Annotated in this window: 17 protein-coding genes and 1 CRISPR repeat array; of the genes, 7 read left to right on the top strand and 10 right to left on the bottom strand. The window is 69.5% G+C overall.

All coding sequences use genetic code 11. The features are described from left to right. The first annotated feature begins 3 nt into the window (after window positions 1-3). The 6 genes from NET02_RS14865 (at window position 4) to NET02_RS14840 (ending at window position 4,040) form a co-directional block, all read left to right on the top strand. Window positions 4-477, top strand: coding sequence for a MarR family winged helix-turn-helix transcriptional regulator (locus NET02_RS14865; protein ID WP_284058218.1), 474 nt, complete (start codon window positions 4-6; stop codon window positions 475-477). A 70-nt stretch (window positions 478-547) separates the two neighbouring features. Next, a complete protein-coding gene (locus NET02_RS14860; RefSeq protein ID WP_284058217.1) occupies window positions 548-1,069 on the top strand; it encodes a GNAT family N-acetyltransferase in 522 nt (173 codons plus the stop codon). A gap of 20 nt (window positions 1,070-1,089) precedes the next feature. Continuing rightward, window positions 1,090-1,638, top strand: a complete 549-nt coding sequence (locus tag NET02_RS14855; protein ID WP_284058216.1) for a DUF1697 domain-containing protein — start codon at window positions 1,090-1,092, stop codon at window positions 1,636-1,638. A 71-nt stretch (window positions 1,639-1,709) separates the two neighbouring features. Next, window positions 1,710-2,126, top strand: a complete 417-nt coding sequence (locus NET02_RS14850) for a DUF6157 family protein (RefSeq protein ID WP_284058215.1) — start codon at window positions 1,710-1,712, stop codon at window positions 2,124-2,126. 112 nt (window positions 2,127-2,238) lie between these two features. Beyond that, window positions 2,239-2,739 (top strand): DUF5946 family protein, encoded by a 501-nt coding sequence (locus tag NET02_RS14845; protein WP_284058214.1) that lies wholly within the window; start codon window positions 2,239-2,241, stop codon window positions 2,737-2,739. A gap of 545 nt (window positions 2,740-3,284) precedes the next feature. Next, window positions 3,285-4,040 (top strand): hypothetical protein, encoded by a 756-nt coding sequence (locus NET02_RS14840; RefSeq protein ID WP_284058213.1) that lies wholly within the window; start codon window positions 3,285-3,287, stop codon window positions 4,038-4,040. 25 nt (window positions 4,041-4,065) lie between these two features. Here NET02_RS14840 and NET02_RS14835 read toward each other — a convergent pair whose 3' ends face one another. The 7 genes from NET02_RS14835 to cofD all read right to left on the bottom strand — a co-directional run bounded on the left by NET02_RS14835 (window position 4,066) and on the right by cofD (window position 9,824). Next, entirely contained in the window at window positions 4,066-4,614 is a 549-nt protein-coding gene (locus NET02_RS14835; RefSeq protein WP_284058212.1) for a DUF488 domain-containing protein, read from the bottom strand. Then, window positions 4,611-5,531 carry a DNA-3-methyladenine glycosylase 2 gene (locus NET02_RS14830; protein WP_284058211.1) on the bottom strand — a complete coding sequence of 307 codons (921 nt, stop codon included), beginning with the start codon at window positions 5,529-5,531 and terminating at the stop codon, window positions 4,611-4,613. The genes NET02_RS14835 and NET02_RS14830 overlap by 4 nt, the downstream gene beginning before the upstream one ends. 75 nt (window positions 5,532-5,606) lie before the next feature. Further along, window positions 5,607-6,503: a thermonuclease family protein gene (locus NET02_RS14825; protein WP_284058210.1), complete on the bottom strand. Its 897-nt coding sequence runs from the start codon at window positions 6,501-6,503 to the stop codon at window positions 5,607-5,609. Between the two features lie 103 nt (window positions 6,504-6,606). Continuing rightward, a complete protein-coding gene (locus NET02_RS14820) occupies window positions 6,607-7,254 on the bottom strand; it encodes a nitroreductase family protein (protein ID WP_284058209.1) in 648 nt (215 codons plus the stop codon). A 10-nt stretch (window positions 7,255-7,264) separates the two neighbouring features. Further along, window positions 7,265-8,215: a DMT family transporter gene (locus tag NET02_RS14815; RefSeq protein ID WP_284058208.1), complete on the bottom strand. Its 951-nt coding sequence runs from the start codon at window positions 8,213-8,215 to the stop codon at window positions 7,265-7,267. Further along, on the bottom strand, window positions 8,191-8,847 hold the full coding sequence (cofC, locus tag NET02_RS14810; RefSeq protein ID WP_284058207.1) for a 2-phospho-L-lactate guanylyltransferase: 657 nt from the start codon (window positions 8,845-8,847) through the stop codon (window positions 8,191-8,193). Before cofC ends, NET02_RS14815 begins: the two co-directional genes overlap by 25 nt. Then, the gene (gene cofD / locus NET02_RS14805) at window positions 8,844-9,824 is read right to left on the bottom strand and encodes a 2-phospho-L-lactate transferase (RefSeq protein ID WP_284058206.1); all 981 of its coding nucleotides are present in this window, start codon (window positions 9,822-9,824) and stop codon (window positions 8,844-8,846) included. Before cofD ends, cofC begins: the two co-directional genes overlap by 4 nt. A 99-nt stretch (window positions 9,825-9,923) precedes the next feature. On the opposite strand from cofD, the gene NET02_RS14800 reads away from it, so the two are divergent. Continuing rightward, a complete protein-coding gene (locus NET02_RS14800; RefSeq protein WP_284058205.1) occupies window positions 9,924-10,190 on the top strand; it encodes a hypothetical protein in 267 nt (88 codons plus the stop codon). Between the two features lie 52 nt (window positions 10,191-10,242). On the opposite strand, the gene NET02_RS14795 is transcribed toward NET02_RS14800, so the two are convergent. The 3 genes from NET02_RS14795 to NET02_RS14785 form a co-directional block, all read right to left on the bottom strand. Beyond that, complete coding sequence (locus NET02_RS14795) at window positions 10,243-10,869, bottom strand: hypothetical protein (protein ID WP_284058204.1); 627 nt, start codon at window positions 10,867-10,869, stop codon at window positions 10,243-10,245. An 81-nt stretch (window positions 10,870-10,950) separates the two neighbouring features. Then, a complete protein-coding gene (locus tag NET02_RS14790) occupies window positions 10,951-13,188 on the bottom strand; it encodes an amylo-alpha-1,6-glucosidase (protein WP_284058203.1) in 2,238 nt (745 codons plus the stop codon). Window positions 13,189-13,489: 301 nt separating this feature from the next. After that, window positions 13,490-13,852: a hypothetical protein gene (locus tag NET02_RS14785; protein ID WP_284058202.1), complete on the bottom strand. Its 363-nt coding sequence runs from the start codon at window positions 13,850-13,852 to the stop codon at window positions 13,490-13,492. A gap of 368 nt (window positions 13,853-14,220) precedes the next feature. Beyond that, a CRISPR array of direct repeats spans window positions 14,221-14,994; the repeat unit is 30 nt; unit sequence GTTTCAAGCCCTCATAGGTACTGTCGAAAC. Window positions 14,995-15,055 lie beyond the last annotated feature (61 nt).

The raw sequence follows: 15,055 nt of genomic DNA, 5'->3' as shown, positions 1-15,055 counted from the left end.
GTCATGTCCGAGCGACAGCAACCGCAGCTCCCGATCGGCTCCCGGATCGAGCAAGCCGATGAGGCCCTTACCGCCCGGATCGATCAGGCGCAGGCAGCCAACGGGCTCTCGCGTACCGGCTGGCAGATCGTCAATGCGCTGCACGAGGCCGGCACGACGACGCACGAGCAGCTCGCCGAGCTGTTGCGTCCCTTCGCCAGCGCCGAGTCGCTCGCGGAGCAGATCTCCCACCTGGCTGGGCGAGAACTTATCGAAAGCGAGCGAGGCACGGCCGCTTACCGGCTCACCGATCGTGGCCGCCAGGTCCATGCGGAGGCACTCGCGACCCAGCACCAGATCCGCTGGCGGGCCGTCCAGGGTGTGAGCGAGTCCGACTACCTCACAGCCGTACGAGTCCTCCGGCGGATCGTGGAGAACCTGAGCGAGGGCAACGCGCAGATGTCGCCAGGCACCCCTCCGCCGGAGCAGGGCAGATGACGCCCTCGTGCTCGCCAGCCGGCGTTCCTAAGAAATCTGATTAGGATCTGCCGCCGCCGGGAGGTCGACAGTGACAGTCGAGATCCGCGCTGAGCGACCGGTGGAGCGCGCTGCGATCCGAACCGTACACCTGGAGGCGTTCTACCCGAGCCCCAACGAGGCGTATCTGGTGGAGTTGCTCCGCCGGGCCGGCAGGATGACCTTCTCGCTCGTCGCGATCCACGAGGGGCTGGTCGTGGGCCACTTGGCATTCTCGCCCGTCACGATTCATCCCACACCCGCTGAGCGGATCCAGGGACTCGCGCTCGGGCCGATCGGGGTGCTACCCGCGCACCAGCGGAAAGGCACCGGCTCCCGGCTGGTCCGCGAGGGGCTGGAAGCCTGCCGGGCGAGCGGCTACGGCTTCGTCGTGCTGCTCGGCGACCCGCGGTATTACCGGCGGTTCGGATTCGTGCCGGCGAGCACCTACCGGCTGGGCAATGAATACGGGGCAGGTGACGCCTTCATGGCACTGGAGCTGCAAACGGGCATCCTGCGCGAGGTCGAGGGGCTGGTACGATACCCACGCGAGTTTGCCCAGGTAGGGTGTTGATCGCGGCGGAGGATAGCCAAATGAGCGATGATCGCGGGGTCGCGTTGATCCGCGGCATCAACGTGGGCCGGGCCAAGCGGGTCGCGATGAGCGAGCTACGCGCGCTCGTGGAGGGGCTCGGCTACAGTGGCGTGCAGACGGTGCTGAACAGCGGCAATGTGGTCTTCACCGCGCCCACCGTGTCGCCCCGCGAGGCCGCTGCTCGCATCGAGCATGCGCTGGAGACACAGCTCGGCGTTCCGGCACGGGTGCTCGCCCTCACGTCGACGGAGCTGGACGAGATCATTCGCGACAACCCGCTCACCGGCATCGCCGACGACCCATCGCGGTTGCTCGTGGCCGTCCTCGCAGACCCGGCGGACCGCGCCCGGCTGGAGCCGCTGGCAGAGCGGGAGTGGGCACCAGAAGCGCTGGCTCTCGGCAGGCGCGTCGCCTACCTCTGGTGCCCGGAGGGCGTCATGGCCAGCCGCGTCATGGAGGCTGTGAACCGGACGCTCGGCGACGCGGTGACGACCCGCAACTGGGCTACGCTGGCGAAAATCCATGCCCTGGCGATGAAGCCGAACTAGTGCCCCCGGGTGCGCCGGCGCTGAGGATCAGGGGTGGAAGAGCGCCTCACCGAAAGGAGCTGTCGTATCCAATGAACTACTACCGCACCCTGATCGCCGTCGCGGACGACTGTCCGGTATCTCACAGCGTGGTACCACCCGACCGCGGCGAGAGGAAGACGGTGGCGAGGATCCAGTACGAGCTGCTCGCGGCCCATCCCTACCGGTACACGCAGGAGGACGTGCTCTTCGCCACTTGGCTCGCCCGGCAGGGGCTCGAGGACGTACCCGAGCAGGAGATCGCCCGGCTCCACGAGGAGTTCTTCTCCCGCCCACAAGCTTGCCTGCGTTCCTCTCCGTTAGCGAAGCAGTACGGCTGGGGATTGCTCTTCGACGACGAGGGCCGAGTCGCGCTGTGCCCGGTGGAGTCCGGCGACTACCGAAGGTTGGTAGCAGGCCAGGCCGGCGAGGTGAAGGTGCTCAAGGCGTTCCGCTCGAAGCGTGCCTGAGCCCCGAAGCACGAGAGTCCAGGGCGAGTGGGCATGGCCGGGGACGCGGGACGGGATCACAGCCTGGCGAGTGCCCAGCCCGGTCGCACGTTTCCTGTCAAGGAGCGAGCTGATGGTCGAGACGCGTGTTTGCCCGGGCTGCGGGCTGGAGATGCCGCGAAGCGATCGGTCGTATGACCACTACTTCAACGCGTCGCCGGAGTGCTGGTCGCTCTTCGGAGAGATCGAAGCACGCGAGTTCGAGAACCCGGCCATCCTCAGGCGGGTACACCAGCTCACGGTGGATACGTACGCCGTCCAGCACGCCGGTGGCCCTCACCCCGACAAGTCGGTGTGTATCCACCTGGTGGGGCTGTACCTGGCGCTCGAGCGGGGTCTGCCGCCGGAACGAATCCGTCCGGCGATGCAGCGGCTGGCCGCTCGTGGCGCCTGGCCACACCTGGAACCGCCCCGCGAACGCGAGTGGCTGACGACCTACGATGTGGCGCTGGCTGCATCCCCGGAGGAGCACATCCGCTTGGTGCGGCAGTGGGCCGAGCAGGTCTGGCATGCCTGGCGCGAACACCATGCCGTCGCGCGGGCACTGGCGGAAGAGGTGCTGTCCGAGAGGTAGCCTCAGGTTGGCATAAGACTTTAGCAGGAGAACCCCGGGCCTCGTATGGCGGAGGAGGGGATCGGCGATGCCCTCGGCGTCCGGTGGCCGACGGCGACGAGCCTGTCAGCGCCGATGTCCTGCCCAACCTTCCAAGTGAGTGGAGAGCCACCCCCCCCCCAGCGGTGACGGAAGTGCGGCTTGCTGCCGGCACGCCTACGGCAGGGGCTGAGCGGTATCCCTCAGCTAGCGATCTCCCTATTGCCGAAGGTTGGCTACATACACGGTAGGGGCGACTGACCGGTCACCCCTACAGCACGATAGGATCAGGTGCTGAACCCACCCCCGCCATGCGTTGGAGAGCCACCTGTCGTCGCCCGCTGCCCTCGTGGGTGGGGTGCTATCTCCGTCCTTCTGCGTCCCCAATAACCCGCGGCGCCGGCTGTACAACCGCGGCCCAGTAGCCCGGCGAGGGTGAGCGATCGCCGCGGCTCGGGTGCGGGCCGGCGCACTGCAGGGTAAGATGGCCTCCGGTGTAGCGGTACCCCGAGCACGGAAGGGCGACGATGCGCCTGCTGCTCCTGCTCAGCGCGATCCTGCTGGCCGCCTGCCAGGCCAGGCAGCCAGCCAACCCCGCCGCGACCGCCACCCGCAGCGCTGAGCTCACCGCGGTCGCAGCCGTCCAGGCCACCGCCACCGCCGCCCGGCCGGCCAGCGCTCCCGCAGTCGCTCCCCCGCCGCTCCCCACGCCCACCCCTGCGGAGATCCCCGGCACCCCTGGCGCCACCGCCGCCCCACCGGCCAGCCTGCTCGACCGCCTGCCCGGACTGGCCGACCTCCCGTCCGGGTTCGCGCTCGACTACGAGGATCCGGATGTCACCGCCCCGGAGATCGCGGCCAACTACCCTGACCCCGACGCGCACCTCGACCGGCTCCAGCAGTGGGGCTTCGCCGGCTCCGCCTACCGAGAGTTCTCCATCCCCTCGCCGGGCGTCAACGACGCGATGCAGCGGATGATCATCTTCCGCGCCCAGGTAAGCCGTTACGGGTCTCCCGAATCGACCAGCGAGGCGCTGCGCTTCCAGCTCGAAACGACGAGGTCGCGCCAGGGGTGGAACCTGACCGAGGTCAGCACCCAACCGCTGGGCGACGAGACCGTGGCGCTCCAGGGCACCGCGGAGAGCGACGGCACGACCTTCATCGTCGCCGTCCTGCTCGTGCGCCGGGGCGACTTGCTCTACCGCTACGAGGGCGCCTCGCTCGGCTACAACCCGTACCCCGACGTGGTGTCGATCGCCGAGCGGACGCTGAGCCGCGGCTGAGCCGCAGCGACCAGCGAGCTGCGCGTCAAGTAGCCGGATAGCTGACCCGACCGCCCTCGACGCGGGCGAAGCGGGTCAGCGTGTGCGGCTGGCGGCGGGCCGGGCCGAGGATGTGCTCGACGGCCACTCCCCGCGCTACCAGCGCGTCGGCGATGAGCGAGCGGTGGCAGCGCCAGGGCACCGACTCGGCGCACATGATCGCCACCCGCTCGCGGCTGGCCAGCTCCAGCAGCTCGTCGAGCGCCGCCTCGAACTCTGGCGTGCCCATGTAGTCGGCGAAGCCGCGGAAGCCCTCGTTCTCCCAGGCCAGATTCCGCGAATCCGGGCGCGGCCGGCGGAGCCCGCCCAGGCCGGGCACGTGCCGGTATCCGATCCCGGCCGCGGCCAGCGACCCGGGCAAGGTCTCGCGGTTGAACTGCGGGTTGCGGCGCGAGCGCGGCACTGTCCGCACATCGGCGAGGAGCGTCACCCCGTGCGCCTGGAGGAGTCCGATGAACTCCTCCAGCGGGCGCGTCGAGTGGCCGACGGTGAGGACGACGAGACCTTCCTTAGGAGAACTCTTCGGGCCGGTCACCGCACGCCCCGCTCCTCGAGCCGCTGCAGCAGCAGGTGGTAGTAGAGCAGGCCGCCGTAGGCTTGCCAGGGTTCCAAGAGAGCGCGCACCCGGTCGTAGCTCAGCGGCCCGTCCAGGCCGAGCCACCGCCGCAGGTTGCGCTGGCCACCCACGTCGTCGCCGGGAAACACGTGCAGGCGCCCCAGGCCTCGCAGCAGCACGTACTCGGCTGTCCAGCGGCCCACGCCCCGTAGTGCGCGCAGGCGCTCCCCGGCCGCCACATCTCCCAACTGCTCCAACTCGTCCAGGCACAGGTCTCCAGCCACCACCCGCTCGGCCAGCGAGAGGATCGCCTCGGCCTTCTGCCGGCTGAAGCCCAGGGCTCGCAGCGCCGCCGGCTCCAACCCGGCCAGGTCAGCCGGGCGTGGGAAGGCCGGGTACGAGCCGTCCCCGCCATCGCATCGGGGGCCGAACGCGAGCGCTAGCCGGTTCAGGATCTGGATACCGAGCGTCAGGGTGACCTGCTGGCACGCGATCGCGTTCACCAGCGCCTCGAAGACCGCCGGGTGCCGGGTCGGCTTCGCGCCGCGGAAGCGCTCGACCAGCGGGCCGAGCCGCGGGTCTCCGGCGGCGAGCCGGTAGAAGCCCTCGAGGTCGACCTGGAGGCCCAGCATCCGTGAGAGCAGCTCGCCGGCGCGCTCCTCGGCCCGTGGAGGCAAGCGCTCGGCCGCAAGCTCCACCGCCAGCCTGGGCGTCTCTGGCGGCCCGATTTGACAGGCGGCCACCTCGACTGGCACGTCGTCGAGCGCCAGCACGCGCCGGTAGACCTGGCTGTCCCAGCGATCGACGACGTTGTCCGGCCGGCGGCGCAGGATCCAGGCTGTCAGATCGAGCCGGAAGGGCGGAACCGGCTCGAGCTCGAACGCGCTGCGCTCCATCGCCTTCCTCGCGCGGGAAGACAGTCCAACGCCTCTATCCTTGCCGATGCCTGAAGGGAGAGCAAGCCCCGGCTCTCAGCCCTCGCAGCCCAGGCCATCGCCCTCGCGGTCGAAGCGGTGCGGGTCGGGCGGCAGCACGCGGAAGCGCCGGTAGGGCACGTCGGAGCAGTCGAGATCCGGCGGCGGGGGAGGGATGCAGACGTCGGGATAGGCGGCATCGCACCCTTGGCGCTCGGTTCCGGAGCTCGGGGCTGGCGGCGCGACCGGCGCAGGGATGGCCGGTGTCGCGGGAGCGGCTTGCTGGCAGGCACCCCAGAGCCCGGCACCGGCAGCCTGGGCCTCCCGTTGGGCCGCCTCCAGTCGCTCGGCGTACTTCACGTCCGGCGGGTAACGCCGCGCGACCGCCGCGCCCTGCCGCACCAGCTCCTCGTTCAGCAGCACCCAGCCGTCGTCGACCGGCGCCCAGAGGTAGCGGAGCAGCCGGTCGTACGCGTCCACCTCGCTCCGGTCGCGCTCGAGCACGACCTGCCAGCCAGAGCGAGCCAGCAGATCCCGGAGCGTGGCCGTCGCCTCGGCGGCGTAGCACTCCGGCGTGGTATAGGGGCCACTCGACTCCGGAGCATCGACCCCGATCAGCCGCACGACGGCGCGCCGGCCGTCGACCTGCACGGTGACGGTGTCGCCGTCGATCACCTCGACGACCGTCGCGGACTCTCCGGCGACGCCGGGTGGGAGCGCGCTCGTTCCTGGAGAAGGGGCGTCGCCTCCAGAGGTGACCGGCGAGGGCGCCGGAGCCACCGCCCGGCCGACCGGCGGAGGTGTCCCGGCCGCCGCGGTTCCGGCTGAGGCACGCGGTGCCGCCGCTGGGGTGGTGGGCACGGGGCTGCACGCCGCGAGCGCGAGGAGAATCGCGGCGAAGGCGAGCAGTGCGGGACGAACCAGCAGCGCGCCTACCAGGAGCCGGGCGACCATCTCGCGAACAGCCTCCCGTTGGCCAGCGCTCACCCGTGCTTCTGCCCGAGCCCGGATGCTTCACCCCTCCGCCACGCGGGTGACGAGCGCGCGTCGCTTCGGCTCACTCCCAGCGCGCGATCAGCTCGCTGAGCGGGCGACGCGATCGCCGGTTCGGATCGGCCGCGGCGTAGCCTAAGGTGATCAGCGCGTGCGGGATTAGGTCGGTAGGCAACCCGAGCGTGTCCCGCACCACCTCCGGGCAGAAGAGCGGCGCGCACATCCAGCCGGTATCCAGGCCCAACCGGTAGGCCATCAGCAGCAGGTTCTGCGCGGCCGCGCCCAGGCTCTGGATCGCCATCGTCGTCTCGGCAGCCTGGCGCTCGGGATCCGGGTAACGATCGAGATCGACCAGGTAGAGGCAGATCAGGATCAGCGCCGGGGCCTCGAGCAGTCGCCGCCGGGAGCCGGCCAGCCGCTTGGCGATCGTCTCGGAGTCCTGACCGTCCAGCGCGAGCTGGCGCTCCCAGGTGTCCGCCATCGCGTCAGCCAGCGCGCGCTTGCGCTCCGGGTTCGTCAGGACGACGAAGCGCCAGGGCTGCGCCCCGTGCGGCGAGGGCGCCCAGGCTGCCGCCTCGATGACCGCCTCGATCGCCTCCGGGGGAACCGGATCGGGGCGCATCCGTCGGACCGAGCGCCGGCCGCGGATCAGTTCCGGCAGGTCGAGCTTGCGCTCGCCTGGCAGGGCCAGCGTGGCCCGGCGATCCTCCACACCTTCACCCTCACGTGGTGACCGGCTGCGCCTCAGCGGCCGGTCGCGGCGACGGGATCCAGGTCAGCGCGGTGATGGCTGACCAGAGCAGCACGAAACCCAGCACCTGTACCGCATCCACGCGGGCATCCAAGGCGAACCAGTTCACGATGACGGCCGCGGCCGGATAACTGAGCTCGGCTAGCGTGGCGTACGAGGCCCGCGTCCGGCTCAGCCCCAGATAGTAGATGAGCATGGCGAGCAGGCCGGGGACGAGCGCCAAGATGAACAGCCGCACAGGCTCCTGGGCCAGCCCCACCTCGAAGGTCGTCGTGAACACGCCCTGAACGGCTGCCAGCGCGGCCAGGAACGGCAGCGCGAAGAGGAAGCGCGCGGCGGCCAGCGTCGGGAAGCTGATCCCGTGCAGCAGGTAGCGGCCGAACACCGTCGATCCGCCCCAGAGGGCCGCCGCGCTCACCGCCAGCACGGCGGTGAGCACTCGGTCTTGCGGCAGCCGCCAGAACGGCTCGAGCGCCTGGCGCCCGAATGACACCAGATACGCTCCCACCAGGGCCACCGCGAAGCAGGGCCAGTAGAGTCGCGGCAGCCGCTCCTTGAGGATCAGCGCGGCGAGCAGCACCGCGATCATCGGCTGGAGCTTCTGCAGCAAGATCGCCGTCGTCGGGTTGCCTACCTTGAACGCCTGGGTGAAGAGCACCGTCGCCAGCCCGGAGCCTCCCCAGGCGATCGCGAGGAGCGCCAGCCAGCCGCTCAGCCGGAGCTGAGAGAAGACGCGCCGCGCGGCGATAACCATCGGAAGCGAATAGAGCGCCAGGAACAGATGCTCAGCGAACACGATCGACGTCGCCGGCAGCACGTCGGTCAGCGGCTTGCGGATCGGCGCATCGACCGCCCACAGCGAGGCGCCGAGCGCCACCACCAGCACGCCCCAGCTCGTCACCCGGCTGTTCCGCTCCGCCATCCAGTCACCCCCTTCCCGGTAAGCCACCGATCCGGTCTCCAACCCCAGCGCTCGACGAGCTCGTCGAGATCCTCCGGCGTGTCCAGGTCGACAGCAGTGCCGGCCGACCAGAACTCCAGCACGCTCAGGCCCATCTCCCACGCGGCCCGGCGATGCTGCTCCCGGCTGGCCCGGCCGAACGCCGGCACGATCGCGTCCGGCGGCCAGAGCGCGAGCAGGTTCGTCCCCAGCCCATGCCGATCCGGCGCGATCACCACGCTGCCCTCGCGCCCGAGCGCCAGCATCCGGTCGACATGGCCGGCCACCAGCAGCGGCAGATCGGCGAGCACCGTCACCACGCGTGCCCAACCCCCAGCGACCGCGAAGCGCTGGCCGAGCTCGACGGCTGCGTTCAGCCCGGTACCCGGCTGGAGCAGGCCGGCCGCGCCGGCCGCCTCGGCGAGGGCGAGCACCGCCGGGTCAGGCGTCACCACGAGCACCTGCCCGACACGGCGGGACGCCTGCAACTCGCGGAGCAGGCGCTCGACCAGCCAGCCCATCAGCTCCTCGCGGGCCTCCGGGCCGAGCTGCTGCGCCAGCCGGCTCTTGGCCCGTGCCAGCATCTGAACCGGCACGACCGCCAGCGCCGTCACCGCCGTCTCGCCTCCACGAGCCCGCGGGCGAGGTCGAGCACCGCCCGGGCAACCCGCCGGCGGTCATCGTCAGTTCGCATGACCGTATCGGCGACCTGCACCGCGATCCCCATCTCGGCGATGGCCGGCGCCAGCTCGTCGTCCAGTTGATCGATCAGGATACCATCGAGAAAGTCCTGGTACAGCCGGGCTACCCCGAGCGGCGAGACCTCGTGGCCGAGCGAGGCCAGCATCCGGTCGGCCGGCCCCTTGAGCGCCTGGCCGCCGACGATCGGGCTGACCGCCACCACCGGCACCTCAGCCGCGCGAAGCCGCTCGCGGAATCCTGGCACCGCCAGGATCGGGCCGATGCTGACCAGCGGGTTGGACGGGCAGAGGATGATGGCCGTGGCCTCGGCGAGCGCGCGCTCCACTTCCTGGGTCATGCGCGCATGCTCGACACCCTCGAAGCGGATCCCCAGCACGGTGTCCTGCTGGCGCCGTCGCACGAAATAGTCCTGGAACTCCAGCAGGCCGGCCGGAGTCTCGACCAGCGTCGCGACCGGCTCGTCGCACATCGGCAGGATGCGGGCAGTCACACCGAGCGCCGTCGCCAGCTCCGCGGTCACCTCGGTCAGCCGCGTGCCGGCACGCAGCCGCTCAGTCCGCAGGATATGGGTCGCGAGGTCACGGTCTCCCAGCCAGAACCAGGTGGAGCGGCCATAGCGGCCGATCATGCCCAGGGTCGCGGCGGTATCGCCGAGGATCCCCCAGCCAGTCGCCGGGTTGGCGATGCCGGCCAGGGTATACATCACCGTGTCCAGATCCGGGGAGATATGCAGGCCGTAGAGCTGGAAGTCATCGGCGGTATTGACGACCACGTCGAGGCGGTCGTCCAGGCCGGCCAGCAGCAGCCCATGCGCCAGCTTCGCGCCCCCGACCCCTCCGGCGAGCGCCACTACTCTCCCCTCGGGCCAGGCCGTGGTCGTCTCGCTCACCGCTTATCTCGCATCCTGATACGCGCGGCACTTGACAAATCACGCCAAGCTGGCGAGAATAGACCATCACCAGCAGAGCTGCCAGCAGAGGAGGCACCGATGGACGAGGCATCTCGCGTCGTCGAGCAGGTACTCGCACACCTCTGCGGGAAGGGATTGTACGGCGACGTCACCGAGTGGTGCGAGACGCGCAACGACTGCGTCTTCGTCGTGACCTGCCCGGACTGCCGGCGCGCCTTCACGCTGACCGAGGAGGAATTCACGCTCCTCGTCCGCCGCAGCCAGGAAGTGCAGGCGTGCGGCGTCGCGCTCGGCGGTGACCCGCCCACTCCGGCACGTGTCCGCACTCCCTCCCTCCTCTCATAGAGAGAAACCGCTCTTCCCGGCTAGGCATTCCCGCACCCCTGTCGAGGGCGAGCTAGGGGACGGCCGGTGGCGCCGCCCGGAGCAGCTCCAGCAGCAGGTCGGCTAACCCGGCTGCTCCATGCTCCGCAGGCTCCGCGGCTGGGTCGATCGGGGCCACGACGAGCTGCGAGGCAGGCAGGCGCTCCTCGTAGCCTGCCGCGACGGCAGCCGAGCAGATGACGCCCGAGTAGCGCGAGGCATCGATCTGCCCGCGCAGGCCCGCGAGCGACGGCGAGTCGGGCATGAGGTCGAGGAGATAGGTGCGGAGGTAGGGCCGCGTCAGCTCGCCGACCCAGTGGGCGAGCGCCGGGTCGACGCCGAGTTCGACCAGCGCCACGTCAGCGGTCGCGAGCGTGCGGCCGAGCCACTCGACCAGGTCGGCGCCGAAGCGTCGCTCGTAGGTCTGGTAGGCCAGCTCGGGCCAGCCCTCGCGCAGTTCCGCCATGCCGGCCGCTCCCCGCTGCCGGAGGAGCGCCTGCACCGACGGGTTGGCGCGCTCCTCGAGGAACAGCGCCTCTTGCCCGCGGCGCACCAGCTCTCTGCCGAGCGCGCGGAAGAGCGGCCCACCGGGGTTGTCGACCGTCGAGAGCACCGAGCGAACGAAGACGACCCACCGCCACCGCGTGTCGACCGATCCCATCTGCTCCCTCCGTGCACCGCTGGAGACGTCGCGAGGCGGGTAGCCGCACTGCCCCAGGCGACACGCGAGCCGGCCCGGAGCTTACGCGCGCCCGACCGGCACCGCGCTCCCCAGCGCGACCGTGATATCCGGGTCAGCCTGGTAGTCGAGGACGTAGCGTTCCTGATGCCGGCGGACACGCAAGCTGAGCGTGCGCCCGGCGAAGGAGAGCCCCTCGATCGTGACCTCGTTCAACCACTCCGGGAAGACTGGCCGCAGGATCAGGCGCCGGTCGGCCGCCCGCGGCTCTGGCCCCAGCAGCACCTGGAGGAGGAACGGCATCGTCCCTGCCGCCCAGGCCTGCGGGCTGCAGCTCACCGGGTACGAGATCGGGATCATGCAGGCCGACTCGTCCCGGCCGAAGCCACAGAACAGCTCCGGGAGGCGATAGTACGGGAAGGCCGCGGCCACTCCGAGCAGGTCAGTGACGAGCTGGCAGACCTCCCGATCGAACCCATAGCGGCGCATCCCGGCGATGATCAGCGAGTTGTCGTGCGGCCAGACGCTCCCGTTGTGATAGCTCATCGGGTTGTAGTGCGGCATCGCGCTGCTCAGCGTCCGGATCCCCCAGCCCGAGTAGAGATCGGGCGCCAGCAGCCGGCGGACGACCAGCGGAGCGCGCTCGGGGCGCACGATGCCGCTGAAGAGGCAGTGGCCCGGGTTGGAGCTGATCGCCGGCACCAGGCGGCCGGAGCCGTCGATCGCCTGCCCGTAGAACCCTTCCGACTCGATCCAGAAACGGCGCTCAAACCGCTCCTGAAGCTGCCTCGCCTCGTTGCGGAGCCGCACGGCCTGCATCCGCTGCGCCTCGTCGCCGTAGCGCTGCAGCAGGTCGGCCAGGGCCAGCTTGGCCTGGTAGACGTAGCCCTGCACCTCCACCGGCGCGATCGGCGCCGTGATGGGGCTCTGGTCAGGGAACTGGAGCGAGTTGTGGCTGTCCTTCCAGTTCTGGTGCACCAGACCACGGCGCGAGCGCTGGCCGTAGTCGACGAAGCCGTCGCGATCCCGGTCGCCGTACCGCTCGATCCAGCCGACGGCGGCTTCGACCGCTGGCAGGAACTCCTCGAACAGGTGAGGGCTGCCGAACCAGGCCATCAGCTCGCTGAAGGTGACGACGAAGAGCGGGGTGGCGTCGACGGTGCCGTAGTAGGGCGTGTGGGGCGACTCGCCCAGCCGGGCCATCTCGCCGAAGCGCAGCTCGTGGAGGATCTTCCCGGGCTCCTCCTCCGTCCAGTCGTCGTCCTTCTTGCCCTGATACTGTGCCAGGAAGCGCAGCGTATCGCGGGCCAGCTCAGGCGAGAACATCATCATCTGCAGCGCGGTAATGAGGCTGTCGCGACCGAAGGGGGCCACGAACCAGGGGATCCCGGCAGCGATCAGCCGCCCGCCGGGGAACGGCGTCAGCAGCGCCTGCAGGTCGCGCAGGCTGCGATCGAGGACGAGGTTCAGCACCTCATGGTCGGTGCGGACGCGAGCGAACTGGATCTCCTCGACCTGTGGGGCCTCGCCGATGATGGAGACATCGGGGATACGCGCCGCCTCGCGGCGCTGGAACAGTTGTCGCGGGGCGAGGCGCATGGTGATGTGCTCGCTCGACTGGGCCAGCAAGCGGAGCCGGAACACCGCGAACACGCGGGGTGGCCTGGCCGCGCCTCGCGCGCGCACGAGCTGATCCTGGCCGGGGAGAAGCATGCGCGGGATGACCAGCTCGGCCAGGTCGCCGGTACCCGGCTCGATCGTCAGCTCGTCCGGAGGGCGACTGAAGCGGATCTCGGTCTCGAGCAGCAGGTCGTCGGGCGCGCGGTAGGCCAGCGTCAGCTCGCGGCCGCGGTGGCGGGGGAGAAGCATGCGCCCGCGCGGGCGCTCGCGCGGGAACCCGCGCACTTCGAAGACATCGAGGAAGTCGGCCGCCAGCACCAGCGCCAGCTCGACGGTGACCGGGAAGGGGTTGTAGTTGTGGAGCTGCAGCTCCTCTTCCAGCCACTGGTCGATGGAGCGGCAGCGCCGGAGGCTGATCGTGTGCGCCAGCACGTGGTGGCCGTCCTCGGAGCGGAAGAGGGCGTTGCCGAACTCGAAGATACCGCTCGCGATGCGCTCGGCCGAGGAGTCGAAGAGCTCCGGCTCCTCGCCGTTCAAGAGGAGCCAGTACTCGCTAAGGTAGCGGGTATCGCGGTAGTAGACGCCGGCGCCGGGCAGTTGCCGGCGCAGGTCGCCGCGTTCGTCGCTGACGACGAACAGTTCGCCGTGCTTGAGGATCCGGGCTTCGCGGACGAGCCCCATTCGCAGACCATCCCATCGTGCCAGGCTTCCGCGCCCCCGCGGCCGAAGCCATAGCGATAAGTGTATGGCTGGACACGACAGGCGCCAACGCGCTCGGCGGGGAGGGCGCGGTCACGGGAATAGGGAGAAACCGCTGGCATCGGTGACCAGCGGAGCGTACCCTCGCCTCGAGGCGCCACCGCCGATGCCGAGGCGCTCACAGCCCGCGGATTAAAAGTCCGCTGGCACGGTTCAGCCGCTCGCCGGTGCTGGCGCGACCAGGCGCTGGGGGTGAACCGCGGCGCGGGGTCGACCGCCACGCTCACCGGCGGTACTCCGGCGCGCCGAGCCGCACCAGCGTCGTGAGCGTGACGGTGCCGCCGGTCGCCTGCCGCTGGGGGCCGGGGCCCAAGAGGAACAGGTCATCGACGGCGCGGCCCGCTGCCTGGGCGGCGAAGGCCACGCCGGAGAGCACGAGGTAGGCGAGGCCCGGCTGGTGGTCGGGCAGGCCGTCGACCCGCTGGCGGAACGTGATCGTCTTGAGCGTGACGCCGTCCAGCGTGACGTCCTCGCCTGCTTCGACGACCAAGCGAGAGCGGGCCGGGACTGCCGCCGCCTCGAGCGTGACCTCGCCGCCCTCGGCTGCCAGGACGACGCGATACGGGGTGAGGTTGACGAGCTGCATGAGGACTCCTTTCTGGCATTCATTCCTCCTGGGGAGGATCGAGACTCCGGGAGTCGCGCCCCACGGCGCGGGTACGGTCAGGGGCCGGACTCAGGCAGGGGTCGCTAGCATCCATGCTACAGGCCCGGCGGGAAGCCTGTGGTTCCCGCCTTTTGCGCCGTTCGCTGGAACCGCGTGGACATGAGGAGAGTGCGAGAGGGACTCCGAACTCGAAGCGCGCCCGCGCACGGCCGGAGAGGCACAGCCGCTGGCCGGAGCGATCGGGCAGCCGGCAGACCGGCGGCGAGAGGGCACTGCGCGCTCTGAGACACACGGTCGCAAGCGCACTACGCCGCGGTCAACTCCTAGGAGCTCAGTCCCTCTATGACGTTGCAAGCCCTCATAGGTACTGTCGAAACCGGACTCTCACCGAGGCTGAGCTGGCCCAGATAGGTTTCAAGCCCTCATAGGTACTGTCGAAACGCAAGCTTTGCTTTGCGTTGTTCGTGCTCGTTATCGAGTTTCAAGCCCTCATAGGTACTGTCGAAACTCTCTACGATGAAGACCAGCGCAAGCGTCATGAGCGGTTTCAAGCCCTCATAGGTACTGTCGAAACGGATACCAACGCTGACGACGGCGGAATTCGTTACTGGTTTCAAGCCCTCATAGGTACTGTCGAAACCGCGAGCTTATGCGGAGGTTGTAGACGTGTCGGGAGTTGTTTCAAGCCCTCATAGGTACTGTCGAAACTGGCGCTGGTGCTGGTGACGGTGACGGTGACGCGCATATATAGTTTCAAGCCCTCATAGGTACTGTCGAAACTGGCGCTGGTGCTGGTGACGGTGACGGTGACGCGCATATCTAGTTTCAAGCCCTCATAGGTACTGTCGAAACCGCGTAGCGCGCCACGGTCGATCCTTTCCTCACCACCGTTTCAAGCCCTCATAGGTACTGTCGAAACGCGTCCCGATCCAGAGCCATGAGAACGAGCCGCCCAGAGTTTCAAGCCCTCATAGGTACGGTCGAAACCGCGTAGCGCGCCACGGTCGATCCTTTCCTCACCACCGTTTCAAGCCCTCATAGGTACTGTCGAAACCGCGTAGCGCGCCACGGTCGATCCTTTCCTCACCACTGTTTCAAGCCCTCATAGGTACTGTCGAAACCGACCCTCGCCCCTGGCGCTGGATCGAGAGACTCTACGTTTCAAGCCCTCATAGGTACTGT

Source organism: Thermalbibacter longus, from assembly GCF_023806485.1.
GTDB classification, from domain to species: domain Bacteria; phylum Chloroflexota; class Chloroflexia; order Thermomicrobiales; family Thermomicrobiaceae; genus Thermalbibacter; species Thermalbibacter longus.
Note: the sequence above shows the minus strand (reverse complement) of the source record. Positions and strands in the feature narration are given on the sequence as shown.